Below are 25,166 nucleotides of genomic sequence, written 5' to 3'. Positions count from 1 at the left end.
TTTTATCAAATCGTTAGATGTTGATTGCAGTCTCTAGAGCAACTTTCATCATGTCGTTGAAAGATTTTTGACGCTCTTCTGAGCTTAGTTTCTCACCACGGATGATGTGGTCAGATACTGTTAGGATTGTTAGCGCTTTAGCACCAAGATCCGCAGCAACGCCGTAGATACCAGCCGCTTCCATATCAACACCAAGGATGCCTAGTTTTTCCATTTTTTCGAAAAGGTCAGCTTCTGGAGTGTAGAAAAGGTCAGCAGAGAATACGTTACCAACTTTAACTGGAACTTCTTGAGCACGTGCTTGGCTTACTGCTTCTTCTAGAAGACCGAAATCAGCGATAGCAGCGAAGTCATGGTTGTTGAAACGAATACGGTTTACTTTTGAGTCAGTAGAAGCACCCATACCGATAACAACGTCCATTAGTTTAACGTCGTCACGTACTGCACCACAGCTACCTACACGAATAACGTTTTTCACACCGAACTCAGCGATAAGCTCGTGTACGTAGATGCAGCATGATGGGATACCCATACCGTGGCCCATTACAGAAACTTTCTTACCTTTGTAAGTGCCTGTGTAACCAAACATGTTGCGAACGTCACAAACTTGCTTCACGTCATCAAGGAATGTTTCAGCAATGTATTTTGCGCGAAGCGGGTCGCCCGGCATAAGTACTGTTTCTGCGAAATCACCAGCTTGAGCATTAATATGAGGTGTAGCCATGGTCGTTCTCCAAAGTTTAAACGGTAATTATAGGAACAGGATTTAATAAATTACCGATTCTGTTGAATTGAATTCGTTTTGTTGACGCAATATTAGCGAGTTAAAACGAGGTTCCATGAGACTTTAGTCACAAAATAGATCCAACATTATAGTTTTATTAATATTGATAACCAAATATGTTGAAAGCTTAAAGGCAATCGATTTTGTATGGGTAATTTGCAAGCTATCTACAGATAAATCTCAAGATACAAACCTATTGCATATTGGTTTGGAGGCAACAATACATTGTAGAGACGTTTGATCAGCGATAATCTAAACTTTGATAAAAGACAAACCAAGGAATTGTATGTCGTATTGCGCTAACTTGATGCCTTTGCTCGCTATGAAAATACAGCTGCGCAAGATTGCTTTGCTTACTGTGAGAACGACTTTGTTCCCTCTGGTAACAACTCTGCTTGCAGGCGCGATGACTTCGTCGTGGGTGTCTGCTGCAACTTTTGAGTTGCCACCGACAGAAAGTCGTATCGTGGGCAGAATACAGCAACACGAAGTTGCGGCGGGTGAAACGTTGGCTATTATTGCAAAGCAATACGATATTGGCTTTCTCTCTTTGATGGCGGCAAACAAAGGGGTCGATCCTTTTCTTCCTGCTGAAGGCTATGTGTTAAGCATTCCTAGTCGTCTGATTCTGCCGGACACTCCGAGAAAAGGCATTGTGATTAACCTTGCTGAGTTGAGGCTGTACTACTTCGAGCCTGAGAAGAACCAGGTGCATGTTTTCCCAGTCGGTATTGGTCGAGTAGGGCGTGATACTCCCGAGATGATCACCAAGATAAGCCAAAAACGTCCAAACCCGACTTGGACTCCTCCAAACTCAATCCGCAAAGAGTACTTAGAGAAAGGGATAGAGTTACCAAGAGTGGTTCCTGCTGGGCCTGAAAATCCTTTAGGTGAATATGCATTGCGACTTGCTTATGGTGCTGGTGACTATTTGATACACGGTACCAATAAAGACTTTGGTATTGGCTTGCGAGTGAGTTCTGGGTGTATCCGTATGGAACCTAAAGATATTGAGTGGCTTTTTGAACAGGTGAGTCGTGGTGAACAAGTCACAATAATCGACGAGCCGATTAAGGTGTCTTTAGAGCCCGATAGAAGTGTATTTGTTGAGGCTCACGAACCATTGACGCGAAGTGATGGCTCTAAGAAATTACTACAAATCCCTGTTGAATTAAAATGGTGGCTTGAAGACGCAGATCTTCCTAATTCAAAGGCGAAAGCGGTGATCTTTGCTCAAAACGGTGTACCTGTTGAAATCGCACCACCTGTGATTGAGTTTTAAAAACGAACCATCCCTCTCTCAATAAAAAAACACCACCTCGAAAAGAGGTGGTGTTGTCAATTTACTGCATGTATATACGTCTTTTGAAATCTACAGCTTCATTGAGCTTCTATCTCAATTACTTAGTGTAAGACTCAGCAATGTTGTCGATACGGTCGTTAGCACGATCCGCTTCTTCTTTTGCTGCCATAGCCGCAGCTGATGCTTCTTGAGCTTTCATTTCAGCAGCCGCTTTGTCACTCTTAAGTGCTTCTACTTCGCTTGTTAGTTGAGCAACTTGATTCGTTAGTTGATCCATCTCAGACACTGCAGCTTCTTCTGGCTCAGAAGAACAACCTGCTAGAATGAACACAGAGGCTGCAGCTGCGATTAACGTCTTATTCATAAGAACTCCTTGCTTATTTATCATCAAAAGATGCGCTATACATTCTTTATCATATAGTCGCTTCATTAATGATTGTAGCGACAAATTTTTTAACTGCAAAAACAATAACTAAAGAAATTGCTAAATTTTTGAGCTAATTAGCTAGGTATCACAATCTGTCTCACTTTTGAGATGAAGTGGGTGGCGCGGTAATAATACAGTGAAAAGGTGAGTCACCCCTTTGTTAGCAGTGCATATAATATTCTGGTTAACATTAGATAAAGGGATAAATTTACTGTGATCTCTATCCTTATAAAGTACTTTCGCGGTATCATGTCACGTTAAATTAATTTTATTCAATACCATCATGACTGGAGAGTCCTTTGCACTTTAAAGATTTAGGCTTAGATAACCGCTTACTGAAGAACTTAAAACATTACGACTTCAAGAAGGCGACAGAGATCCAATCAAAAGCGATCCCTGTTGCTATTGCTGGTAAGGATCTATTGGCTTCATCAAAAACGGGATCAGGAAAAACATTGGCGTTTGTGTTGCCGATGATACATAAAGCATTAAAAACAAAAGCGTTTTCTGCTAAAGATCCTCGTGGTGTAATTTTGGCTCCTACTCGTGAGCTAGCAAAACAAGTTTACGGCGAGCTGCGTAGCATGCTTGGCGGTTTGTCTTACGAAGCAACACTTATCTTGGGTGGTGAAAACTTTAACGACCAAGTTAAAGCTCTACGTAAGTACCCTCGTTTTATTGTTGCGACTCCAGGCCGTCTTGCGGATCACCTAGAGCACCGCTCACTGTTTTTAGATGGTGTTGAAACGCTAATCCTTGATGAAGCTGACCGCATGCTAGATTTAGGTTTCGCACCTGAATTACGTCGTATTGCGAATGCAGCTAAACACCGTCGTCGTCAAACGTTGATGTTCTCTGCAACGCTTGATCACGCGGAAGTGAATGGCATTGCAAATGAAATGCTAGATGCACCTAAGTGTATCTCAGTGGGCGTTTCTAACGAACAACACCTTGATATCACTCAGAAGTTCTACCTGTGTGACCATCTAGATCACAAAGAAGCGATCTTGGATCGTGTGATTGAAGAAGCTGAATACCGTCAGGTGATGATCTTCACTGCAACTCGTGCCGATACTGATCGTTTAACGGATAAGTTAAACGAGAAGAAGCTTAAAGCAGTGGCATTGAGCGGCAACCTAAACCAAACGCAACGTAATGCCATCATGAGCCAATTTGAGCGTGCGGTTTACAAGATCTTGGTAACAACAGATGTTGCTTCACGTGGTATTGATATTCCAAACGTAAGCCACGTTATCAACTTTGATATGCCTAAGCATACAGAAGAGTACGTGCACCGCGTTGGTCGTACTGGTCGTGCGGGTAACAAAGGCGATGCAATCTCTTTGGTTGGTCCAAAAGACTGGGACAGCTTCAAGCGTGTTGAGCTTTACCTTCAACAAGATCTTACTTTCTCTGTGCTTGAAGGCTTGAAAGGTAAATTCAAAGGTATTAAGCCTCGTAAACCTGCTTTTGCTAAAGGCGGACCTGCGAAGAAGAAGACCAACACTCAAGTTAAGAAAACGCCGAAGAAACCGGTTAAGCGCGATAAGAGCTTCCACCAAAATGTGGCTGTGGGTGATACAGTGTTTATCCCTAAGAAGAAAGTCGCACCAAAAGTGGACGACGAGTAATCAACTCGCGTGACCTAAAAGCTTGGCTTTGAAAGGTTGATGTAACTAAAAACCGCCGATGATGGCGGTTTTTTTGTATCTGTACTTCGTGTAAGCCCTTAGCTTCTGGTACTTACAGACCGTATTTGATGATACTTGACGAGGTTTCCTCGTTAGAAATCAAAGGTAGAGAACGAGTACGCCAAGATATGATCGGCAATGTATTTATGAGTAGCCGTGGTTGGGTGTGTCACGCCCCAGAATACATAGCTGTCTGAGCCATAGGTCGCGCAATCATTAGTCAAGCTATGGCTTCGTAAGTAGTCTGCAGCTGAGCTTCTATTGATATCAAGACAGGCATCACTCGCGTTTCGAAAACCATGTTGCTCTGGATTATCGGTAATGCTAGCAAACAGTGCACTTGCATCAAAAAGCACCACGTTTTTCCCCAAGCTTTGGTAATACTCGGCCTGCGCCTTGATGAATTGATTGAACTCTAAGATCTTTCCGCGAACTTTAATGATCTCTTGTTCGGTAGAGTATTTGAACTGCGGTGCCTTAGTCGCATCGGGCAATGTGAACAGAAGTATATTACTCGCGCCAGATTCTGTTAATCGGATCAGAGCGCTACTGAAATCGGCTTTGACATCGGCGACTTCTCGGTCGTAATTCATAAAGTCATTGAGGCCAAATTCTAGAGTAAATAGTGAGTTTTCAGGGCGATAATTTTTGGCGACTTTCATGTAGGTTAGGTAGGACGTGACTTGGTCATATACGCCAGTCAGCGCGACGTATTGATTGGTGCCAGCCGCACCGCCTACAGCCCAGTTATAAAGAGGGAGGTCTTTTGCTTTTGCTAAATACTCAGTCCAAACCAAACCATTCGAAAAGTGTCCTAAAAACCATGAATCAGCGTTCGGAAAAACCCATTGAGAGCCATTAAATAGGTTGCCGGTATCAGAGAGGCTATCACCAAAGGCGACTATACGATTAATGGTGTTTGCTTGGACGGCGTTGTCGTTGGTCCAGATCGAGTGATTGTAAGAGAAGCGATTGTCTGCCGCAAAGTAGGTGATGTCAGCGGCGCCATGTTGGATATCGAGTGTTTGCTCGCAACGTTCTTTGATTTCCGATTGAGGTGCATCGCTGTAGAACATGTTTTTGAAAGAAACGGAAGACCACCAATATCCGTTGATTGTGTAGTAATCACCATTTTCCTTTTTTGCCCATTGCCAGTCGGTAGCAGGGGAATCATGTGATGCGTCAGTTCGGTACCAACATCGAACATAAGAATAGGTTTCTGAACCTTGTGTGCTGAGCACTTGTGCTGATGTAATCGATTCTGGTGTCGGTATTGAATCTTCTGCAGCATAAGCCCCAAATGGTATGGTTAACGCGAGTATTAAAGCCGTATTTTTCATCACTGTATTCTCTTTTATATTTAGTGAGCCAAACATAACGTTGTTGCTTGTTGTCTATTGCTTGTTGATAAGTAGACAAGTAAATAACTGGTACGACCTATATCGAAAATCAATAATTCCCGTCAATGCATTCAGGTTGTTGGCGTTTCATAATTGGAATAAGTATCAAATTTCCAACGACTTTCTGATTGAAAATTAATCGATTCGAAGCGAGAGATTTATCATTTAATATTCGATTTCTGAGAGTTATGACTCGCCAGTATGTCGTCGTAGATCCAAACGAGGTGAGCCGTTTATGTGAATGTTGGGCTTATCTTTGGTCAAGATAATTGAAGTTGTAGCTTCATAATCTTCATTAAATGTTAATTTAATCAATAAGTTGTGATGTAAAAATCTGGTCTGATTCTATTTGTTTAATGTTCATCACAACTGTTTAATTCAAGTTCAGTATCACAAATATCGAGTCAATCTTTTTAGTTTTATAAAATCATCAACTACGGTTCTTTTACTCATCAGAGGTCTAATCTGTTTAAGGAAAGAGCATTGAAAAAGATATTAATTTGGACGATAGCCTGTCTATCCAGTTTTGGTGTCTATGCCGGAACGAGCGCATCTGCATTAGAAGTTAGCGGATACACGGAAACGAAATATCCCATTATGTTGGTACATGGTTTGTTTGGTTTCGATACATTAGCGGGTGTCGACTATTTCTATGGCGTACCTGAATCCCTAACCAAAGATGGTGCCAGCGTTTATGTCGCGCAGGTATCTGCGACCAACAGCTCTGAAGTGCGTGGCGAGCAATTGCTAGCTCAAGTTGAAACACTGTTAGCCGCAACAGGGGCAAGTAAAGTGAATCTGGTCGGTCACAGCCATGGTGGACCAACAGCGCGTTATGTTGCATCAGTTCGCCCCGATCTGGTTGCTTCGGTGACAAGTATTGGCGGTGTTCATAAAGGATCTAAAGTCGCTGACCTCGTGCGTGGAACCGTATCAGAAGGTTCAACCGCGGAAGGTATTGCGGTTAAGTTGGCTGGCGGATTGACTACGCTTATCAACCTATTATCTGGCGGAACGGATCTTGATCAAGATGGCCTTGCTTCCCTTGAAGCGTTGACCACTGAAGGTTCGCTTGCATTCAATCAGTTTTACCCTGAAGGCGTTCCGACGTCTGCGTGTGGTGATGGTGAATGGCAAGCAAACAACGGTGTTTATTACTATTCATGGACAGGATCTTCCACTTTTACCAACCTTCTTGATCCTACCGACGGAGCGATGACAATCCTTGGCTTGGCCTTTAATGAACCTAATGACGGATTAGTGGGAGCATGTAGCGCGCATTTGGGCAAAGTGATTGGTGACGATTACAAAATGAATCACCTAGACGAGATTAATGGGTTATTGGGTATTCATCACCTTTTTGAGACCGATCCCGTGACGCTATATCGTCAACACGCTAATCGATTGAAGTTAGCTGGCCTGTAAGTCGTACTGCCCATAAGTTAAGATCATAAGGAAAATGTAATGAAAAAGACCGCCATTTTGTCGATAACCACGATAGCCCTGATGAGCACAGCGGCGGTCTTTTTTTATGTAATCTTTTCGCCTGCAAAAACAGACAATCTAAATTCAAACAACAAACAACAGAACGCCTCCTCATTGAAGGTTACCTCTCAACAAGATACCGAAATCGATAATGCATCAGCCAAAGACATGATGGAATATTTTGTGTCAGGCAACACCGAGTTAACCCTTGAAGATATTCGTGACAATGTGGCAAAACACCACGAGCAATCACAAGCTGCTATTGTCGATGAAGCACTGTTTGCCAAATATCTCGAGTACAAGTCGGCACTGACATCACTGGACGTGCAATTTGACACCACATCAATATCCGCTGAGGACCTACGCGCACTGAATCAAGCGTTGCTCGATCTCCAATCTCAATTTTTCAGTGAGAGCGAGGTAAGTATTCTATTTACCCATGACAACAGAATGAGGGAAATCGCTTTAGAAAAGTTACTTCTGAAACAAGAAGGGCTAGACGAGTCGGAATATCAACAAAGACTTGAGTCTTATCTATCTGAGCAGCCAGATTACGTTCAAGTCAGTCATCAAAATCAGGTATTACTCCCGCAGCTATCCAGTTCAGAAGGTCTAGACGAACAAGGCAAATACTTGAAGAGAAATGAATTGGTCGGCGAAGAAGCGACGCAGCGGCTCGAAGCGCTTGATCAACAAAGAGAGAGCTTTGAAGGAGCTTTAGAAGTTTACTTTGTTGAACGAAATGACATTTTGAATGACTCAGCACTCTCAGAAATTGAACAAAAAGAGACGATTGCCCAGCTTAGAGAAGCTCATTTTCATCCACAACAGCTTAGAAGGGTCGAAGCGATTGAAAGAATCAGAGCCGCTGAGAACGGTCAGTAAGGTTTGCTAGCTAACGAGGTTAGCCAAGTCTTCAAAATTGCTTTAGTGGAGATAGTCGCTTCACAAACTTAGTAAACGTTTGCTTATTCTGTGAATGGTCAATTTTCTGATTGAAATAAACACTATCGACTGATTTATCAGGCTTATCTAAATATAAATCCCTTCTAGGATTACAATAGTAATCCATCAATAACTGAAGCCCTTCTTGTGATTAATCTCACGTAATTATGTAAATGATAATTGATCTCATTATCGTTTGGGTGCAATATACGCGAAATTTATTAAATTAGCGTATGGATTTCTTGTATTTATGAAAGCGTGTGTGTTGTTAGCTTTTGCGCTCCTACTGACAGGAACGGTTAGCGCTTCGGATCAGTTCTCTTGGCTCAGAGATGATTCCCGTAGTGTAAATAAAGTACTCAATTATCTTAATCAACAGAATGATCAAACTCAGTTGTATCAAGAACGTATTCGATCTCTGAGCGAATCCCTACAAAAAAATTGGCAAGACAACCGTGCTGAGCATGCTGAAAAACCATGGCAGGAAATCGATGGGTCTGAGTATGCGATCCTAAATCATAATGGTGAAAGGATCTTACTATCTCGACAAGTTGGTAGTGATGTTTCAACTGAGCTACTTAACCTTGACGCCCGATCTGCTGAGCATGATTACTATCAGTTAGGTGATTGGGCGCTAGACTCAACTAAAACCAAGCTCGCGATAGCAGAAGATATTACGGGTACTGAGCAGTATCGAGTGAGTGTTGTTGATCTTAAAACTCAGCAAGTAACACTAATAGCTCAAAATGTAGATAGCTCGCTTGCGTGGTCGAAAGACGGTCAATCTCTGTATTTGATTCAACTTGAACAACAAACTTCGAGACCTTATGGGCTAACGAAATACTTCTTAAATCAGTCAAAGCCAATTCAGTTAATGGAAGAGCCAGACTCCGCTTGGTTGCTTTCGTATTATCTTTCAAGTGATACGCAATTTGCTGTGGTTCAGGCAAACAGTGAAAACACCAGCGAGCAACGTTTGTTAAACCTTGATAGCGGTGAAGTCTCTAAACCACTTTTACCACGAAAAACGGGGGTGGAGTACTACGTTGATGTTTCGGATTCTATGTTGTTTGCCAACAGTAATCACGACCGCAATGATTTTGCTTTTTACTCTGCACCACTTACTCAGGCTACACATATCAACCTTTGGCGAACTGTTTTTGAACCGACGGACGGATCTAGAATCAGTAACTTCTATTTGTTTGAGTCTGGCGCTGTAGTTGTTAGCCAGAGTGGCGCGTCTCAATCTTTACACTTCTTCGATAATGACGATCGCTATCGTTCAAGCCAGTTATTGGCTGACGCAGGCCAAGTTGCTTGGGTAAGCCAAGTAGGCGACTACCAGAGTAACAAATTACATATTCGCAGCATGTCTTTGACTCAGCCTGCGAAGTGGGACCGGTTGAATACTGATACTTTACAACGAGAAAGCTTCTCTCAAGACCATTACCCTCAATACCAACAATCAGCGTATCAAACCGAGCAAGTTATGGTGAATTCTGATGGGGTAATGATTCCAGTCACACTGGCTTATCGCAAAGACAAATTGACTAAGACTACACCAGTGTTTTTATACGCGTACGGTGCTTATGGCATGACGATGAAGCCCTACTTTATGCCCCAAATCATTAGCCTACTTGATGAGGGTGTCATTTATGCGATTGCACATGTTCGAGGTGGCGGCTTCTATGGTGACGCTTGGTATCAAGCAGGTAAGGGGATTAAAAAAGAAAATGCCATCTTGGATTTCATCGCAGCTGCTCGTGATTTGACTACATACAATCTAGGTAAGCGCTCCATCTATGCGATCGGAGGAAGTGCTGGTGGCACTCTTGTTGCTGGAGCCCTAAATCAGGCTCCTGACTTGTTTGATGGTGCTGTCCTTAAAGTGCCCTTTGTCGACGTTGTGAACAGCATGTCTGATTCTGCATTACCTCTAACGGCTCAGCAATATGGTGAGTGGGGCAACCCAAACATTGCCGATGAATTGAAGGTAATGCAGCAATATGACCCTTATCTGAATCTTAGCGAACAAAACTACCCACCAATATTGATTCAGGTTGGCCTTAATGATCGCCGCGTGCCTTATTGGGAAGGCGCAAAGTATTACGCGAAGTTAAGTGAATTAACGACTGGCAGTGGACCTTATCTATTGTCGACAAACTTTACTCAAGGGCACTCGACAGACAGGCGACGGTCCTTATCTCAACAAGCGTTTGAATACGCATTCCTTTTATCACTTACCCAGAAAAACATTAAAGCGGAGCAGTAAATGAAGCTTTCCCCCCTATCAGCGGCAGTACTGAGTGTACTTGCTGCCAACCTCGTGCACGCCGAATCTGAGGTTTATCACTTTGAAGAAGTGCTCGTCACTGCGAATAAAATCGAGCAACCTCTATCTGAAGTTGCAGGTTCAGTTGCTGTAATCACCGGTAAGGATTTGGAACAAAAAGGTGCAACTGAGCTTTATGACGCAATAAAGAGCGAGCCTGGAGTCAGTGTTTCTGGGGGAGCTGGTCGATCTCAAAACATTACGATCCGTGGGATGACAGGCAACCGGATTTTGATTGTGAAAGACGGAATAAAGTCTGCTGATGGCTTTGGCGCCAACGACATCAATGACAAGGTAGGGCGTAACTCGTTTGATATGTCTAACTTGGAAAGTATTGAGGTTATAAAAGGGGCGAGTTCATCCGTATACGGTTCAGGCGCTATTGGTGGCGTGGTGGTGGTTAGGACGAAAAAGCCGGGGGACTATCTCGACGACAAAGACTTTTACAGCGATGTATCTGCAACCTATACCGGTATCAGTAATAAATACAAAGGCGCGACAAACCTTGCTTTTCGTGCTGGAAAATTTGAAAGCTTACTCAACCTTTCTTATTGGGAAGGTGAAGAAACACGTAACTTTGATGAGGACCTATATCAGCGAGACATCGATGGTGTTGGCGGTGGTTACACTCTGAATTACTGGTCGACAGACGCTTTAATGCTTAAAGGTAATGTTGAGTACTACAAAGAGAACTTAAGTCGTAAAGAAGGCTCGTCTAAGATTCAAAAAGATGGTAAGTGGGACACGGAAGACTTTGATCAACAAGGCTATACCGAGTCATTTTCTGCTTATGCCGGCTTTGAGTATCTACCTGCTAATACTTGGTTTGAGGAATTAGATGCCAAGATTTATTGGCGTGATATGACAAACGAAGACACCACAAATCGCTTGATGTCTCGAACCAATAATAACGTGTCTGAATTACGTAGAACGATTGACTTTCGTGGTTTCACCGATCAGCTTCTTGGCGTTAACGCCGATTTTATTAGTGCGTTTCAACATAAAAACATGAGCCATACATTGTCTTATGGCATGAGCATGGAAACCAACCTCCATGAGCGTCCAAGCCAATCTTCTGTTTTAGATTGGAATGGCGTGTCGCTCAATGCAGATGTTCCTTTTGCACCAGCGCGTTCGTACAACTTTGCTGCATTTGTTCGTGATGCGATTGAAATTGATCAGTGGACTGTGACGGCAGGTGCCCGTTTTGATTTACACCAGTTGAAACCTGAATCACAGAACTCGATTAATGGTTACGAAGTGAAGGAACAAAGTTCGAGCGAGTTCTCTCCGAGCTTATCGGTGGGTTACCAGTTAACAGAATCATTTAATACCTACCTTTCTTACAATCACGGCTATAGAGCGCCGGGTTATGACAAAATTTATGGTTATCAGAACCATGATTTTCTTCCGATTGCCCCGTTTGTGATCGTACCAAATATGGACCTAGAGGCAGAGACAAGCGACTCATTTGAATTAGGCAGTAAGTATGACAATGGAAAGACGCAGCTATACGCCGCTGTTTTTTATCAGAAGTTTGACAATTTTATCGATGTTAAACAGATCACGTTTGTGCCGGACTCAAATACAGGCAACTACTACAAGCAGTACCAAAACGTAAGTGGAGTCGAGACGTACGGCATTGAGGCTTCAATTGCCCATCGTTTGAATGATGTGTGGAGTGTGAGCACTAAAGTCGGCTACGTTGATGGTGAAGATGATGAAGGCGAAAAAGTTCGCACACTAACCCCTTGGGAAGGTAATGCCGAGGTGACTTATGACGATAACGCCTTCTCCGCTTATGCACAGGTTAATTGGGCGCAAGCAATGGATAAGGTGCCTGAATGTGAAGATGACCTAGGTATTGTTACAGATTGTGCGACAACAAGCGGCTGGGCGAGTGTCGATTTGGGCGTAAGTTACTCATGGAACTTTGGTCTAGACGTGAGTGCTAATGTCGTCAACTTATTCGATAAAGAATACATTCGATATCAAGATGTTGCGGGTATCGCTGATAGCTATAAAACCTACTCTACAGAACCTGGTCGTTATTTCACTGTTAACGCCAAGTATGAGTTTTAAGGAGGACATATGAAAAAGAGTCCTCTATACCTCGCTTTGTTCTTGGTTTCGGCAACAAGCAGTGCTGCCGAGTGGGATTACCCAATTGGTAATACCGTTGTGACAACGCAACAAGAAGCGAAGGCTTACTTAGAAGAAGCTTATCCTGAGGTTGGTACGCTAAGGTTTCGCTATGAAACACAGTCTAAGTTGGGGCGCCACTACAACTTCGATGTATTGATTGAAGGTGAGTACCAACAACAAAAGTCCATGGTTCTTTCCACCAATACTGACGAACAGGTGTCACGTGTTTTCAGAAGCTTAGAAAATACCGTGTTACTCAACGGAAATCCGACAACGGCTGCTGAGCTGGAAGTTCCTCGTTTATTAGAAGCTGAGCGAGCACCAAGCTTAAGCGGTGGTCAAGTTGTTGCGACGCATGTGAACGTGTTCAGCCCTGATTTGAGAACCATGGACCGTGCTGCGCCACCAGAGACGTTGTTAACCGATGTCAATCAGTATCCAAACTCCCCACATTACGTGCAAGCGGATGTGGAGGTATTGAACCACAGCGATGGTATCTACCTTACCAATGATCGTGTCTCTCAGGTTGATGCAACGGCCCTATATTCGATCGACCCTGATTCCGGAGCGACAACGAACCGCGACACTTCAAATTTTCTCGCAGCTGAAGGTGTCACAAAGTTTGCCGATCTGAACGAGCTGCAAAATGTGGATTGGCAAGATGTGCGATTCCCACAATTGATGGTATTTGCTCATCTAGACCAGTCTTTAAGCTATATCAGCAGCTTGGGCTTTGATCTGTTTGATGCCCCTCTTGAGTTCGATGGCAGAGGCTTATCTGCAGATAACTCGACGTATTATTATGGTCCCAAAGCGGCTTTGTTTGGTATCGGTGGTGGCTCTCCAGATGCATTAGATGGTGACGTGATTCTGCATGAGCTGGGTCACGGGATTCATTATCACATCGTTAAAGACTGGGCTTACGGTCATACAGGCGCAATTGGTGAAGGTTTTGGAGACTATTGGGCGGGTAGTTTTAGCTTTCGTACTCAATATGAAAATGCACAGACTCGTGGACAAGAGTTCGAGATAGATACTGTCTTTAACTGGGATGGTTACTTCGGGGTAAGGAATACCACTCGTAGCCTATGGAACCAAAGAGCACGTTACTTTAGGCAAGCTGAGTATCGTCCGCATGAAAGTGTTGCTGGTGAGTTAGGCGATGAGCTTTGGTCAACGCCACTGTTCCAAGCTCTGAAAGCTTCGGTTGAACAATATGGTGAGCTCGCTTTTAAAGAGTTCGATTCAATCATACTCGAGTCTATGTACGGGCTAGGTCGTGGCTTGAAAATGCACGATTTAGCTGAGAGTACACTGTTTGTGGCTCAACAGCTGTATCCGAATCGAGATTATGCCGAAATATTGAAGCAAAAGTTTGATGTGCATGGATTGATTATCGAGCCATTTAAAGTAGAGGTTCCTGACCGTTATGTTGATCCAAAGAAGCCGTTGACGATTGAGTTGTACCCGACGTTAAGACAGGCTCAAGTGGATGGCCAAATCAATATCTCAGAATTGATGAAGTCGTTTGTTAGTCCTCCGATTAACCAACTAACGATTGAAGCGACACTTCCGACAGACGAGATGTGTGGTTCTTCAGTCACCATGAATACGAGTGTCGACTATCGATACAGCGACGCCCTCAAATCACAAAATTGGCAGCATGATTCGTCACTTGTATATGGTTTACCTGTACTCGAATCCGATATTAAAGAAGTGAACAGCTATCTTCCTGATAGTCGATTTAGCTCGACCAATCAGCCGATCGTTGGCTTTAAAACATTCAATTTCACTCTAAATGGAACGGCTCAGTTCGCAGACGAAAATTTCGGCATGTATTTGGATATCGATCACCCTCGGTTGAGCGACTTAGTAGTGACTCTGATTTCACCGAAGGGAACACGAGTTGATTTACTCAACCATAAGGCGACGCGATTTTCTGGTTTTGATGGTTACTTCACGCTTAAGCATGATCGGGTTCTTGATTCGTTTGCGGGTGAGCCTATTAACGGTTCTTGGCGTTTAGAAATCGCCGATTATGTGAATGGTGAAACTGGGTACTTAAAGCAGTGGGGGCTAGGCACTATTTCGAAATACGAATGTGGAGAAACAACGACTTCACCAGAAGAACCAACAGTTACCAGTGGCTCTTCTGGTGGCTCAGCTTCACTCATATCAATTCTATTCATGTCCTTGCTCTCGTTCGGCAGGTCATTTGTTACGCGTTACTTGTCTGTAATGGCAAGGCTCTTTAAAAACAAAACAAGAAGATAACTCTATGAAACCTCAATTGACAATTTTGGCCATCTCTTTGGCTCTTGCTGGCTGCGGTGGTTCGGGCGGTTCCGATACCTCTGCATCAGCAGCACCAACCTATACAGTGTCAGGTACAGTGACTGCACAGAATGTAGATTTACAAAGTAAGGTCTGTGCAGACATAAATCAAAACTACATGTGTGACAGCGGGGAACCTAGTTCGACGGCTAACGCAAATGGCGAATTTAGTATTACCAGCACTAAGAAGTCGATTTTATCGGTTCCTTTGTTAGCTCAGGTGGATACGGGGATTGCAGCCAATAGCACGAGCGGTTCTGCATCTTCTTACGCTTATATTGCAGCTCCCGGTCTTCAAAAAAATACGGGGAATGAGATTAATGGTATCAGTTCACTATTGGCGGGTTATGTTGCTGACGGATTGACGATAGCTGAAGCTAACAACAAATTAAAAGCGCAGTTGGCGAAAAGTGGCATCACTATATCTGGCGATATTCAAGACGATTTATCTGCATCTGAACTCGCGAGTCTGGAACAAAATGTCGTATCAACAATTAAGGCATTTAAGCACTCTAATCGTGCGTTCATGCTGGCTCAATTGAGTGCGAAATTTGATAAGAGTGCGGCCGATTATGTGGGTGGAGTACTAGATAATGACCAAGTTACTGCTTTTGCAAATTTCCTCGAAGGAGAGCTAAAAGCTGCTACAGCATTGAATGATACTGGTGTGTTGCGTTACTTCTCAGATATTGATGATACACAAGATGTGGTAGAACCACAGAGCTCATTCCCCGGTCAAGATGCTGAGTACGGCTTTGATAAAACAGAGCTGAATGCTAATACCGGCAATGGTTTCCAGTTCGCAAAGTTGGATTCTAATGGCCAGGTGCTTAGTGACGATGCAACGCAATGGGCTTGTGTTCTGGATCAACGCAGCGGCTTGATTTGGGAAACGAAAACAGATGATGAAAACTCCCTTCAATACAAAGACCGACAGTTCGCATTGGAGCTACCAGGTGTTGTAACACCTTATGACCAGGACGTTGATTTAGCCACGTGTAAAACGAAGGGTGACGCGATATGTACCACTCAAGATTACGTTGAACATATCAATGCTATTAACCTGTGCGGCAAATCAGATTGGCGTTTACCTACATTCCATGAGTTTTACAACGTGCTCGATTTCGGTGAAACCGAAAAGAACGCAGGTGGTAAAGCTTATGGCCTGACTTACAAGTATTTTCCTCATCAGAGTGTTGGTGGTGAATATACAGAAATCGGCTCTGTGTGGAACCAATCGATTATCTATAACCAATACAGCAATACAGCAGTAGATGGTGGCTTCTATTACAACGAAATTGGTACATTGGGTGAAGACCGTGGCTACATCAGCGCTTTAGAGATCTACTCTGGTGATGTAGATTCTTCCGACAACTCTGATTCATACCAATTCCCTGCTCGTCTAGTTTCACTACAAGGTAAATAGAGATGAAAAATTTACTCACTATCACTTTAATCGGCCTATTTTCTTCAGGTGCAATGGCACAAGAGTGCAGCTTGGATATTGAAAAATCGGCTCCGAGTACACGTTACATCGCAAATGATAACGGAACCTTTAGTGACGAACTGACGGGCTTAACTTGGATGCGTTGCCAACTAGGTAAAACATGGGATACGAAGGCGTTAGCTTGTACTGGAACCGCTGAAACCTATCATTGGCAGAGTGCGCTTGCTATGGTTGAATCAATCAATGATGAAAGTGGTAGCCACGCTCTGCATCAATTTGGTGGCGAAAAAGAGTGGCGTATGCCAAACATCAAAGAGCTGGTGTCTTTGAAAGAAGTCGCATGTCATTCTCCTGCAATGAGTACCAAAGTATTCGGCGAGACATTCAACTTTGAGACCGGTAACTTAGCCGCTTATGTATGGAGTTCGACTCCTGCTGGTAATGGACAGAGCGTGATGACGCTTGATTCCATTAACGGTGAGGTTTATCAGTACAACGCTGCACAATACAAGTTTAGCGTCCTACTAGTTGCAGAATGATTTAGTTCTTAATCCGTAAATAAAAAGGCCGTGGTTCTTCCACGGCCTTTTGAGTTTTGGCGTATAGGTCTGACTTTAAACCTTAAACCCTACACTTTAAATCTTACACCTTGAACCCTACACCTTAAAATAGTCCAACTGCTGTTTCTGCTGCTCAGCTAGGTTTGATAGCTCGTGACTTGCTGCTGCGGCTTGGGTAATACCGGTTACGTTTTGGCTTACTAAGCTGTAGATATTTGAGATATTACGGTTGATGTCTGCAGTCACTTGGCTTTGCTCTTCTGCAGCAGAGGCAACCTGAGTGTTAATTTCTGTCATGTCGGTTACTGAGTTAGCAATACCTGAAAGGGCAGCGCTTACCTCGCCAGAGAGCGTTTGGTTATGCTCTAACATAGACAGTGAACTGCTCATGCTCTCATTAGCGTTGCCTGATTGAACCTGCAAACCTTCGATGATCGCTTGGATCTCTTTGGTTGAATCTTGGGTTCGTGCCGCCAGCATTCGAACTTCATCGGCTACAACTGCGAAACCACGGCCACTTTCACCAGCACGAGCCGCTTCAATTGCTGCATTAAGCGCAAGAAGGTTCGTTTGTTCAGAGATGCTTTGAATTACTTCAATCACCTTACCAATCTGCTCTGAGTGCTCTTTTAGCGTGCCTACAACGTTTGCTGCTTCACTCAGCTGAATCGCCATTTGCTCGTTTGCTTGGTTGCTCTCATTAAACAAGCTCATGCTGTGTGTCGCCATTTCGTCAGCTTGCTTAGACGCCGAATCGGCTTGTACTGCGTTCTCGTTGACGTGTGCTGCTGTGCTCTCAAGTTGGTTCACAGCGGAAGCAACTTGCTCCACTTCTTGCTTCTCTTGATCTGAGTTCGCACTTGATTGCGTCATTACTGCGGCTAGCTCTGTAGACGCAGACGCAACTTCAATACTGATTCGAGACAGCGAACTTACCGTGTCGCGCAATTGCTCAACGGATTTGTTTACGTCTTGGGCAAGGCGCGAGATCTCGTTATCGCCATACTCTTCAGCTTTAACGAGCAGGTTGCCTTTCGCTACTTCACGCATGGTTTCCTGAATATTGCTAAGCGGCTTAACAATGATGCCAGCAAGCGTCCAACTGATGACTAATGCGATAGAAAGAATCGCTAGCAGGGCAATAGTCGCCGTATCCAGTGTGCTGGTGTGTTGTTGGCCGTTGATGTCGACTTCTTGAGTGGCAAGCAGGTTGAGCTTTTTAGAAAGCGTATTGATCGCCTGTACCATTTCATTACCCGCGTGACGGTATTGGTCGATTGCGATCTGGTAGCGGTTGTCAAAGTCAGAAGGGAGAACTGTGTTGCCGTGTTTAGCTCTTAATAGAGGAAGCATAGTGGTGCGAGAAAAGTCGACGTAGTGATTCATCGCTTTGCGCATTGCGGCTACTTCATCTTGCATGCCTGGTACGGTATCAAGCGAATTCAGTAGTCGAGTATTCTGGTCACGTTTTTGATTTAGCGTTTCTACTAGCGTCTTTACATCATCAGCATTAAATAGGCTGTAGATGGCCTTAATGCGCATGCCGTAGCTGTTGTCGACGATTTCGCTAAGTTCTTCTTTATGTAGAATGAGCTGATCTGTTGCTGTTGATACATCTTTAAAAGCATTTTCCAGTTTGTCACCACCGATAATGACACCCGTCAAAAGCAATACGACGGAAAAGAGTACTGGAATAAGAATTTGTATTTTTATCGATAAGCCACTGAGAAGTTGGCGCATGTATTGTCCCTCTTTGAATAAGTAAATGAGCAGAAGCAATTGTTATTATTGTAATTAGCCAGTGATTCTAACTATTGAGAATGACAATTCAATCAGTAATAGATTCGATTTTGATATATGCGATAGGTATTTAATAAAATTTGATTATTTATTGTGCAAACAAGGCTTTAGCCATTTTTAAGATAGGGTTATTTAGCACAGAACCTTGTGTGGTATTAGGTAATTAAAGGGGTGGCGAGATATTGAGCGGTTTGGCTTAAATAGGTTGGAATGAATATTCAACGCCTATGAATGAGGCCCATTTATTACTTCAAGGCTATTTGGTAGAGGGAAAACAAGAAAATAAATTGTAGTTGTCATATAGGCTTCAATTAAGTGAAACACAACTGTCACATTCAGATTCTAAAGTGGGCACCGTTCAAGCAAAACAACATTACGGCAATAACGCCACTAAAGGAAATTTGTGATGAAAAAGACAGTTATCGGTGCAATCGCACTACTAGGCGCTCTAACAGTGAATACAGCTTCAGCTAAAGAAACTATCTCTGTAGTTGGCTCTAACAGTGCTTCTCCACTGGTTGAAGTTTTTGCAGAAACCTACATGAATAAAGGCGAACCAGTGTTCATCGAAATTCAAGCACCAGGTTCTTCTGCAGGCATCAAAGCAGCAAAAAATGGAAGTGCTGACCTTGGTATCTCTTCTCGTGACCTTAAAGAAGAAGAGAAAACAGCTGACCTGAAAGAGCTTGTTATCGCTCGTGACGGTATCGCAGTTGTTGTTAACCCAAATAACGAAGTATCTGCTCTTACCGCTGAGCAAATCACTTCAATCTACAAAGGCGACATCACTAACTGGAAAGATGTTGGTGGTGCTGACAAGCCAATCGTAGCAATCACTCGTGATACTGCATCTGGTACACGTGGCGCATTCGAAGACATCATGAAACTTAAGAAGAAGATTGGCGACAAGAAAGTATCGGCTATCTCTCAACGTGCACAAGTTGCAAACGGTAACGGCGCACTTAAAGTTTCTGTAGCGAGCAACCCATACGCTATCGGCTTCATCTCTCTTGGTACTGTAGATAACACAGTTCAAGCTCTAACTATCGACGGCGCAGCAGCATCAGTTGATAACGTTAAGAACGGCTCTTACAAAGTTGCTCGTCCTTTCCTAGTTCTTTACAAAGCCGGCGCTCCAACAGCTGAAACTCAACAATTCCTAGATTGGATGGTTGCAGATGAAGCTCAAGCTATCGCTGACAAGAAAGGCTACATCACAGTTAACTAATCTTAACTGACCAACACTTAATTATTGCTCAGCCTAACTTAGGCTGAGCCTTTTCTTTCAACTTTGTCTATTTCGAGCTCTTGTTGAGCCACAAAGTTTGAGATTTTATATATGACCATCGCAAATAGTGAAAAGCTTATGAATACTGAAGCGACTCAAATCAACAAGCCAAGTCTACGTGCCAAGAAGCGCATCGACTGGAGAGAAAGAATCTTCCACGGCTTGTTCTTATCGAGTGCTGTAATCGGCATCGTATCACTAGCCGTTATCGCTTACTTTATCGTTGCAGAGAGTATCCCTGCATTCCAAGAGGCTGGTGTTTCTGGCATCGTTTTGGGTGTGGATTGGTTACCGCCAGCTCTATTCGGTGTTGCAACCATGATTGTTGCATCGATTGTTTCGACACTTGGAGCTGTCGTTGTTGGTGTACCGGTCGGTGTATTAACCGCTATTTTTATTGCTGAGATTGCACCAAAGCGTCTTGCAGATATTATTCGACCAGCAGTTGAGCTTCTCGCGGGTATCCCGTCGGTAGTTTACGGCTTCTTCGGTCTAGTAATCATTGTTCCTATGATTCAGAACATTTTCCAAGTACCAGCGGGTAACACTATCTTCGCGGGTATCATTGTTTTGGGTATCATGATTCTTCCTACTGTTATTACAGTTTCTGAAACTTCGATCCGCGCTGTACCTCGTACGTACAAAGAAGGCTCACTTGCACTGGGTGCTTCGAAAATCTACACGATTTTTAAGTTACTCGTTCCTGCTGCACGTTCAGGCATTATGACTGGTGTGATTTTGGGTATCGGTCGTGCACTGGGTGAAACGATGGCAATCATCATGGTGATGGGTAATGCACCAGCAATGCCAGAAGGTATTCTGGACTCAGCTCGTACGCTAACAGCAAACATTGCTATTGAGATGTCTTACGCAAGTGGTATCCACGCGAGTGCACTGTACGCTACCGGCGTTGTGCTTCTGGTATTCATCATGATGTTAAATGGTGCTCTGCTTTATCTTAATCGTGAAAAAACGAAGTAGGCGAGGATAAGTAATATGGATCGCGTAAAACTAAAACAAGCACGTCAAATGAAAGATAATGTCTTGAAAGGCTTTATCTGGGCGGCAGCAGCAGTCACGGTTGGTTTCTTATTCTGGATCATTTGGTACATCTTATCGAATGGCCTGCAATACGTAGACTGGAACTTCATTACCGACGACTACACTCGTACCGGTGAAGAACGTGGTATTTTCCCAATGATCATCGCCACGATCTACATGGTAATCGCATCAATAGCTGTGGCAGCGCCACTCGGCATCATGACGGCGATATACCTAACCGAATACGCTAAAGTGGGCAGCAAACTGGTTAAAGTGATTCGTTTCTGTACTGAATCTTTAGCGGGTATCCCATCGATTATCTTTGGTCTGTTCGGTATGACCTTCTTTGTTTCGATTCTCGGTCTTGGCTTCTCGATTTTGTCGGGTGCATTAACGCTGAGTATTTTAATTCTTCCTGTAATCATCCGTACTACAGAAGAAGCATTGATGTCAGTACCACAAACTTATCGTGAAGGCTCATACGGCCTTGGCGCTTCAAAAATCTACACTATCTGGCGTTTGATCTTACCAAGCGCAATGCCAGGTATCTTAACTTCGGTCATTCTTAGTATTGGTCGTGTAATTGGCGAATCAGCACCTGTATTTTTAACAGCAGGTATGGTGGCACGTGTTCCTGAATCGGTATTTGATTCTGGCCGTACACTAACGGTTCACCTATATAAGCTGACAACAGAACTATTTACTATCGATGAGTGGAACCAAGCTTACGGCACGGCAACAGTCCTAATCGTATTGGTTCTCTTGATCAACATGGTTACAAAACTGATTGCGAGACGCTTCAACACGGCAACTTACTAAGCTCATTAGCTGGCTCAACAATAAAGAGAGCCTCCGTGATAAAGAAAGCATCAAGTTAGACACGAATTTAAGAATTTAGAGAATACGAAAATGAACAAATTTGATATTGAGAACCTAGATCTGTTTTACGGTGACAACCAAGCGCTTAAGTCTATTAACCTGCCAATTCCAACGCGTCAGGTAACGGCTCTGATTGGCCCATCTGGTTGTGGTAAATCGACACTGCTACGTTGTTTGAACCGCATGAATGACCTAATAGAAGGCGTTACTATCAAAGGTAAGCTGGATATGGATGGCACGAACATCTACGGTAACATTGATGTGGCTGACCTGCGTATTCGCGTAGGCATGGTATTCCAAAAACCAAACCCATTCCCAATGAGCATCTACGAGAACGTAGCTTACGGCTTACGTGCTCAAGGTATCAAAGACAAGAAACACATTGATGAAGTAGTAGAAAGTTCACTACGCAGTGCGGCACTTTGGGATGAAGTGAAAGACCGTCTTAAAGCGCACGCATTTGGTTTGTCTGGTGGTCAGCAACAGCGTTTATGTATCGCTCGTACGATTGCAATGGAACCGGATGTAATCCTGATGGATGAGCCTACATCGGCACTCGATCCAATCGCGACACACAAGATTGAAGAATTGATGGAAGACCTGAAGAAAGACTTCACTATCGTTATCGTAACGCACTCAATGCAGCAAGCGCGTCGTATCTCAGACCGTACTGCTTTCTTCCTAATGGGAGAGCTTGTAGAGCACAACGAAACGAGTGTTATCTTCAGCGAACCAAAAGATGATCGTACTAAAGGCTACGTAAACGGTGACTTTGGTTAATTCGATGAACTAAGTGCTGTTTTAGTTTTTTTAAAGGACAGTACGCTAACTGAAACGCAGGTTAGATAATCGAATAGATCGACAGAATTATCACTATAACTATAAGCGATGGAAGTTTTGCCCCACTTTAGGTGGGGCTTTTTTATGTCTCTAAAAAAGTCCTAATGTCGATGAAATTTTGGGCAGAAAATCCCATTTTTGTCGTCCTTCTCATGCTTGTGATAATGTAAAAATTGAAATTGCGACCCGCTTAACATCTCATTTTTAGTTACATTGATTGCATATCAATGCTTCGGTATTTTTGCTTCACTCTTAATCGCCAATGGACGGAAGCGTGCCTGTTAAAGCCTTTGCAAAACAAATATCAGCTACTCGCGATCACCGTTTATTGGCAGAATTTCTTTTTGGTTATCTTGCTAAGGTACTTGCGCCAAAAGGGATGGGGATATTTGTAGAACCGATACCAGAAGTCGATTCGTTCCCCTTGTTTTCTTACGGAGAGCTAACGTCTCTGGCAAATTATCCTGCTACGTTTTGGCCTTGGGTTTCTCAATTCGATACCGCAGATGGCGTGCTCCCAATGTCTATCAACACTTGTAAGTGGGAACACATGAAAGTGTTAGGTGGAGAGTCATTCATCATGATGCTCGACAACGCGCCTGCCTGTAGAACTTATTTAATTGTTCAAAATTGCAATGCTCAGTATATCAACCAAACCTTCGACCAAGATCTTGATGTTCTTCAACTTGCAGCAGCCCGCTGGCAATGCATTCGTGCAGAAAAGAACGCTGCGCTGGAGATCAAACACCGCGACACGCGTGAAGCGCAGTACCTTGATGAAATAAAGCTTCGTGAATTGTTTGTGGAGAACATGAAACTGGTTCATCAGGTGGCATTAGAGCTTTCTAATCCTGACTCTTTGGATGCCTTGTATAAAGCCTCGGTTGAGGCGGTTCGTGATCGGTTAGGATTTGATCGTGCGATCTTCATGCTATTGGATATGAAAAAGCGTTGTTTTAGCGGGACATACGGCACTGATGAGTCTGGTAAGACAAACAGTGAGCACCATACTCAATATGATTTACACCAGCTTGAAGCCGAATACATTGAGGCGCTGTCTGACAACCACACCAACTTAGTCATTATTGAACAAGCGCCACTCTACACCGAAGGAAAAGTGGTCGGGCAGGGATGGAATGGAATGCTCATCTTACGTGAAGGTGATAAACCCGTCGGATGGATTGCGATGGATAACTACATTCACCGTTCACCCATCACCAATTATCAAAAGCAGATGCTTGAATCCTTTGGCTCTCTGCTTTCTCAGATCTACATTCGCAAGCGCCAAGAACAAAATATACGCATGTTGCACTCAAGTATGGTGGAGCTATCTCGATGCGATAGCGTCAGTGAAGTATGTAAGTCCGCCGTTAGTTTTGCGATTCAACATCTAGGTATCGATCGACTGGCTGTTTTCCTAACAGACAAAAAGTGCAGTTACATGCAAGGTACTTGGGGTACTGACATTAAAGGCGATATTGTCGATGAGTCCTATTACCGCTCTGAGCTGGTGGAACGTGACATTGTCGCAGCAGCACGCGCTTGCCCGAATCAAGTCGCGTTCGAAGAGTCGGTCCCTATTTATCACGATTTCAATATTGTGGGTGTAGGTTGGACGGCAATGACAATGCTCACCACCAATACGGGTGAGCCGATTGCGTTTATTGCCGCAGATAATTTACTGACTCGAAGCCCCCTAACCTCACAGCTCCGTGAGGTGATACGTATCTTTGCTTCTAGTTTAGCTGAGGTGCTACAGAGAACCATGGCGCAAGAGGAGCTCAAAAAGCTTAATGAAACCCTCGAACAAGAGGTCAGTAAGCGCACTCAAGAGCTTGAACGAGCAAATGAGCAGTTGGATATCATATCTAAGCTAGACCCGCTGACACGTCTTGGAAATCGTCGTATGTTGTCGCAGGTTTTAGAAGATCTAAATTGTGACGACCAAGGGGCGTTTGCCACACAACATGAAGTCACTTTCGGATTGATCCTCGTCGACCTAGATCATTTTGGCTTATACAACAGTGTTTATGGCCATACTGAGGGTGATGCGGCTCTGCGCACCATAGGTAAGATACTTAATGCTCATGTTCATAGCGATAAGGAAACTTTCTGTCGTATTGGTGGTGAAGAGTTTATGTTGTTGATGATCGGCACTCATCACTCTGAAACTAAACAGCGTGCAGAGTCGATCAGAAAATGCATTGAAGAGGCGAAGATCCTTCATTGTGAAAGCAGCACCAGCCAGTATTTAACTGCATCTGTTGGTTACGCGTCGATAACCTCAGACCAGCATCAATTCGATTTCGATCTGCTGTATGGCAAGGCAGACAAAGCTTTGTATCAAGCCAAAGACTCAGGGCGAAATCGAATTGTCTCTGCTCTAAAGCGAAGAAAGGTTGCGACGCCACTGACTTAGTGTGGCATTTATTTTTTCATCTCTTAAAAACGACTGAAGCCGTGAT

At 43.6% G+C, this 25,166-nt stretch carries 18 protein-coding genes; 14 read left to right on the top strand and 4 right to left on the bottom strand.

Annotated features, from left to right (window positions below):
- Nucleotides 1–13: 13 nt before the first annotated feature.
- Entirely contained in the window at nt 14–724 is a 711-nt protein-coding gene (gene deoD, locus IHV80_RS24235; RefSeq protein WP_102438328.1) for a purine-nucleoside phosphorylase, read from the bottom strand.
- 346 nt (nt 725–1,070) lie between these two features.
- On the opposite strand from deoD, the gene IHV80_RS24230 reads away from it, so the two are divergent.
- On the top strand, nt 1,071–2,066 hold the full coding sequence (locus IHV80_RS24230; protein ID WP_192891319.1) for a L,D-transpeptidase family protein: 996 nt from the start codon (nt 1,071–1,073) through the stop codon (nt 2,064–2,066).
- Between the two features lie 118 nt (nt 2,067–2,184).
- Here the strand turns inward: IHV80_RS24230 and IHV80_RS24225 are convergent, their stop codons facing one another.
- Entirely contained in the window at nt 2,185–2,451 is a 267-nt protein-coding gene (locus IHV80_RS24225; RefSeq protein ID WP_061032141.1) for an Lpp/OprI family alanine-zipper lipoprotein, read from the bottom strand.
- A gap of 362 nt (nt 2,452–2,813) precedes the next feature.
- Here IHV80_RS24225 and IHV80_RS24220 point away from each other — a divergent pair, with 362 nt between their 5' ends.
- The gene (locus IHV80_RS24220; protein WP_192891318.1) at nt 2,814–4,145 is read left to right on the top strand and encodes a DEAD/DEAH box helicase; all 1,332 of its coding nucleotides are present in this window, start codon (nt 2,814–2,816) and stop codon (nt 4,143–4,145) included.
- Nucleotides 4,146–4,297: 152 nt separating this feature from the next.
- Here the strand turns inward: IHV80_RS24220 and IHV80_RS24215 are convergent, their stop codons facing one another.
- A complete protein-coding gene (locus IHV80_RS24215; protein ID WP_192892214.1) occupies nt 4,298–5,545 on the bottom strand; it encodes an SGNH/GDSL hydrolase family protein in 1,248 nt (415 codons plus the stop codon).
- 543 nt (nt 5,546–6,088) lie between these two features.
- Between IHV80_RS24215 and IHV80_RS24210 the strand changes: the two genes are divergently transcribed.
- The 7 genes from IHV80_RS24210 to IHV80_RS24180 all read left to right on the top strand — a co-directional run bounded on the left by IHV80_RS24210 (nt 6,089) and on the right by IHV80_RS24180 (nt 16,832).
- The gene (locus tag IHV80_RS24210) at nt 6,089–7,030 is read left to right on the top strand and encodes a lipase family alpha/beta hydrolase (protein ID WP_226088547.1); all 942 of its coding nucleotides are present in this window, start codon (nt 6,089–6,091) and stop codon (nt 7,028–7,030) included.
- Nucleotides 7,031–7,069: 39 nt separating this feature from the next.
- Nucleotides 7,070–7,975, top strand: coding sequence for a lipase secretion chaperone (locus IHV80_RS24205; RefSeq protein ID WP_192891317.1), 906 nt, complete (start codon nt 7,070–7,072; stop codon nt 7,973–7,975).
- A gap of 310 nt (nt 7,976–8,285) precedes the next feature.
- Entirely contained in the window at nt 8,286–10,307 is a 2,022-nt protein-coding gene (locus IHV80_RS24200; RefSeq protein ID WP_192891316.1) for a prolyl oligopeptidase family serine peptidase, read from the top strand.
- The gene (locus IHV80_RS24195; protein WP_192891315.1) at nt 10,308–12,449 is read left to right on the top strand and encodes a TonB-dependent hemoglobin/transferrin/lactoferrin family receptor; all 2,142 of its coding nucleotides are present in this window, start codon (nt 10,308–10,310) and stop codon (nt 12,447–12,449) included.
- 9 nt (nt 12,450–12,458) lie between these two features.
- Nucleotides 12,459–14,786: a proprotein convertase P-domain-containing protein gene (locus IHV80_RS24190; protein WP_192891314.1), complete on the top strand. Its 2,328-nt coding sequence runs from the start codon at nt 12,459–12,461 to the stop codon at nt 14,784–14,786.
- Between the two features lie 4 nt (nt 14,787–14,790).
- Nucleotides 14,791–16,272, top strand: coding sequence for an Lcl domain-containing protein (locus IHV80_RS24185; RefSeq protein WP_192891313.1), 1,482 nt, complete (start codon nt 14,791–14,793; stop codon nt 16,270–16,272).
- A 2-nt stretch (nt 16,273–16,274) separates the two neighbouring features.
- The gene (locus IHV80_RS24180; RefSeq protein WP_192891312.1) at nt 16,275–16,832 is read left to right on the top strand and encodes an Lcl C-terminal domain-containing protein; all 558 of its coding nucleotides are present in this window, start codon (nt 16,275–16,277) and stop codon (nt 16,830–16,832) included.
- A gap of 117 nt (nt 16,833–16,949) precedes the next feature.
- On the opposite strand, the gene IHV80_RS24175 is transcribed toward IHV80_RS24180, so the two are convergent.
- Nucleotides 16,950–18,593 (bottom strand): methyl-accepting chemotaxis protein, encoded by a 1,644-nt coding sequence (locus tag IHV80_RS24175; RefSeq protein WP_192891311.1) that lies wholly within the window; start codon nt 18,591–18,593, stop codon nt 16,950–16,952.
- A gap of 466 nt (nt 18,594–19,059) precedes the next feature.
- Here IHV80_RS24175 and IHV80_RS24170 point away from each other — a divergent pair, with 466 nt between their 5' ends.
- From IHV80_RS24170 to IHV80_RS24150, 5 genes are all read left to right on the top strand, one after another.
- Complete coding sequence (locus tag IHV80_RS24170) at nt 19,060–19,881, top strand: phosphate ABC transporter substrate-binding protein (RefSeq protein WP_054545847.1); 822 nt, start codon at nt 19,060–19,062, stop codon at nt 19,879–19,881.
- Nucleotides 19,882–19,992: 111 nt separating this feature from the next.
- Nucleotides 19,993–20,922 carry a phosphate ABC transporter permease subunit PstC gene (gene pstC, locus IHV80_RS24165; protein ID WP_004732040.1) on the top strand — a complete coding sequence of 310 codons (930 nt, stop codon included), beginning with the start codon at nt 19,993–19,995 and terminating at the stop codon, nt 20,920–20,922.
- Nucleotides 20,923–20,937: 15 nt separating this feature from the next.
- Nucleotides 20,938–21,801: a phosphate ABC transporter permease PstA gene (gene pstA, locus IHV80_RS24160; protein ID WP_004732038.1), complete on the top strand. Its 864-nt coding sequence runs from the start codon at nt 20,938–20,940 to the stop codon at nt 21,799–21,801.
- Nucleotides 21,802–21,891: 90 nt separating this feature from the next.
- Nucleotides 21,892–22,641 carry a phosphate ABC transporter ATP-binding protein PstB gene (gene pstB / locus IHV80_RS24155; protein ID WP_004732036.1) on the top strand — a complete coding sequence of 250 codons (750 nt, stop codon included), beginning with the start codon at nt 21,892–21,894 and terminating at the stop codon, nt 22,639–22,641.
- A gap of 334 nt (nt 22,642–22,975) precedes the next feature.
- The gene (locus tag IHV80_RS24150) at nt 22,976–25,120 is read left to right on the top strand and encodes a sensor domain-containing diguanylate cyclase (RefSeq protein WP_192891310.1); all 2,145 of its coding nucleotides are present in this window, start codon (nt 22,976–22,978) and stop codon (nt 25,118–25,120) included.
- Nucleotides 25,121–25,166: the final 46 nt, after the last annotated feature.

Source organism: Vibrio bathopelagicus (assembly GCF_014879975.1).
In the GTDB taxonomy this organism is placed as follows: domain Bacteria; phylum Pseudomonadota; class Gammaproteobacteria; order Enterobacterales; family Vibrionaceae; genus Vibrio; species Vibrio bathopelagicus.
The sequence above is the reverse complement of the archived record's forward strand: the minus strand, read 5'-3'. Positions and strand labels throughout refer to the sequence as shown.

Coding starts and splice junctions, on each gene's coding strand:
- deoD (WP_102438328.1), bottom strand. CDS start 724: ATGGCTACACCTCATATTAATGCTCAAGCTGGTGATTTCGCAGAAACA.
- IHV80_RS24230 (WP_192891319.1), top strand. CDS start 1,071: ATGTCGTATTGCGCTAACTTGATGCCTTTGCTCGCTATGAAAATACAG.
- IHV80_RS24225 (WP_061032141.1), bottom strand. CDS start 2,451: ATGAATAAGACGTTAATCGCAGCTGCAGCCTCTGTGTTCATTCTAGCA.
- IHV80_RS24215 (WP_192892214.1), bottom strand. CDS start 5,545: ATGAAAAATACGGCTTTAATACTCGCGTTAACCATACCATTTGGGGCT.
- IHV80_RS24205 (WP_192891317.1), top strand. CDS start 7,070: ATGAAAAAGACCGCCATTTTGTCGATAACCACGATAGCCCTGATGAGC.
- IHV80_RS24200 (WP_192891316.1), top strand. CDS start 8,286: ATGAAAGCGTGTGTGTTGTTAGCTTTTGCGCTCCTACTGACAGGAACG.
- IHV80_RS24195 (WP_192891315.1), top strand. CDS start 10,308: ATGAAGCTTTCCCCCCTATCAGCGGCAGTACTGAGTGTACTTGCTGCC.
- IHV80_RS24190 (WP_192891314.1), top strand. CDS start 12,459: ATGAAAAAGAGTCCTCTATACCTCGCTTTGTTCTTGGTTTCGGCAACA.
- IHV80_RS24185 (WP_192891313.1), top strand. CDS start 14,791: ATGAAACCTCAATTGACAATTTTGGCCATCTCTTTGGCTCTTGCTGGC.
- IHV80_RS24180 (WP_192891312.1), top strand. CDS start 16,275: ATGAAAAATTTACTCACTATCACTTTAATCGGCCTATTTTCTTCAGGT.
- IHV80_RS24175 (WP_192891311.1), bottom strand. CDS start 18,593: ATGCGCCAACTTCTCAGTGGCTTATCGATAAAAATACAAATTCTTATT.
- IHV80_RS24170 (WP_054545847.1), top strand. CDS start 19,060: ATGAAAAAGACAGTTATCGGTGCAATCGCACTACTAGGCGCTCTAACA.
- pstC (WP_004732040.1), top strand. CDS start 19,993: ATGACCATCGCAAATAGTGAAAAGCTTATGAATACTGAAGCGACTCAA.
- pstA (WP_004732038.1), top strand. CDS start 20,938: ATGGATCGCGTAAAACTAAAACAAGCACGTCAAATGAAAGATAATGTC.
- pstB (WP_004732036.1), top strand. CDS start 21,892: ATGAACAAATTTGATATTGAGAACCTAGATCTGTTTTACGGTGACAAC.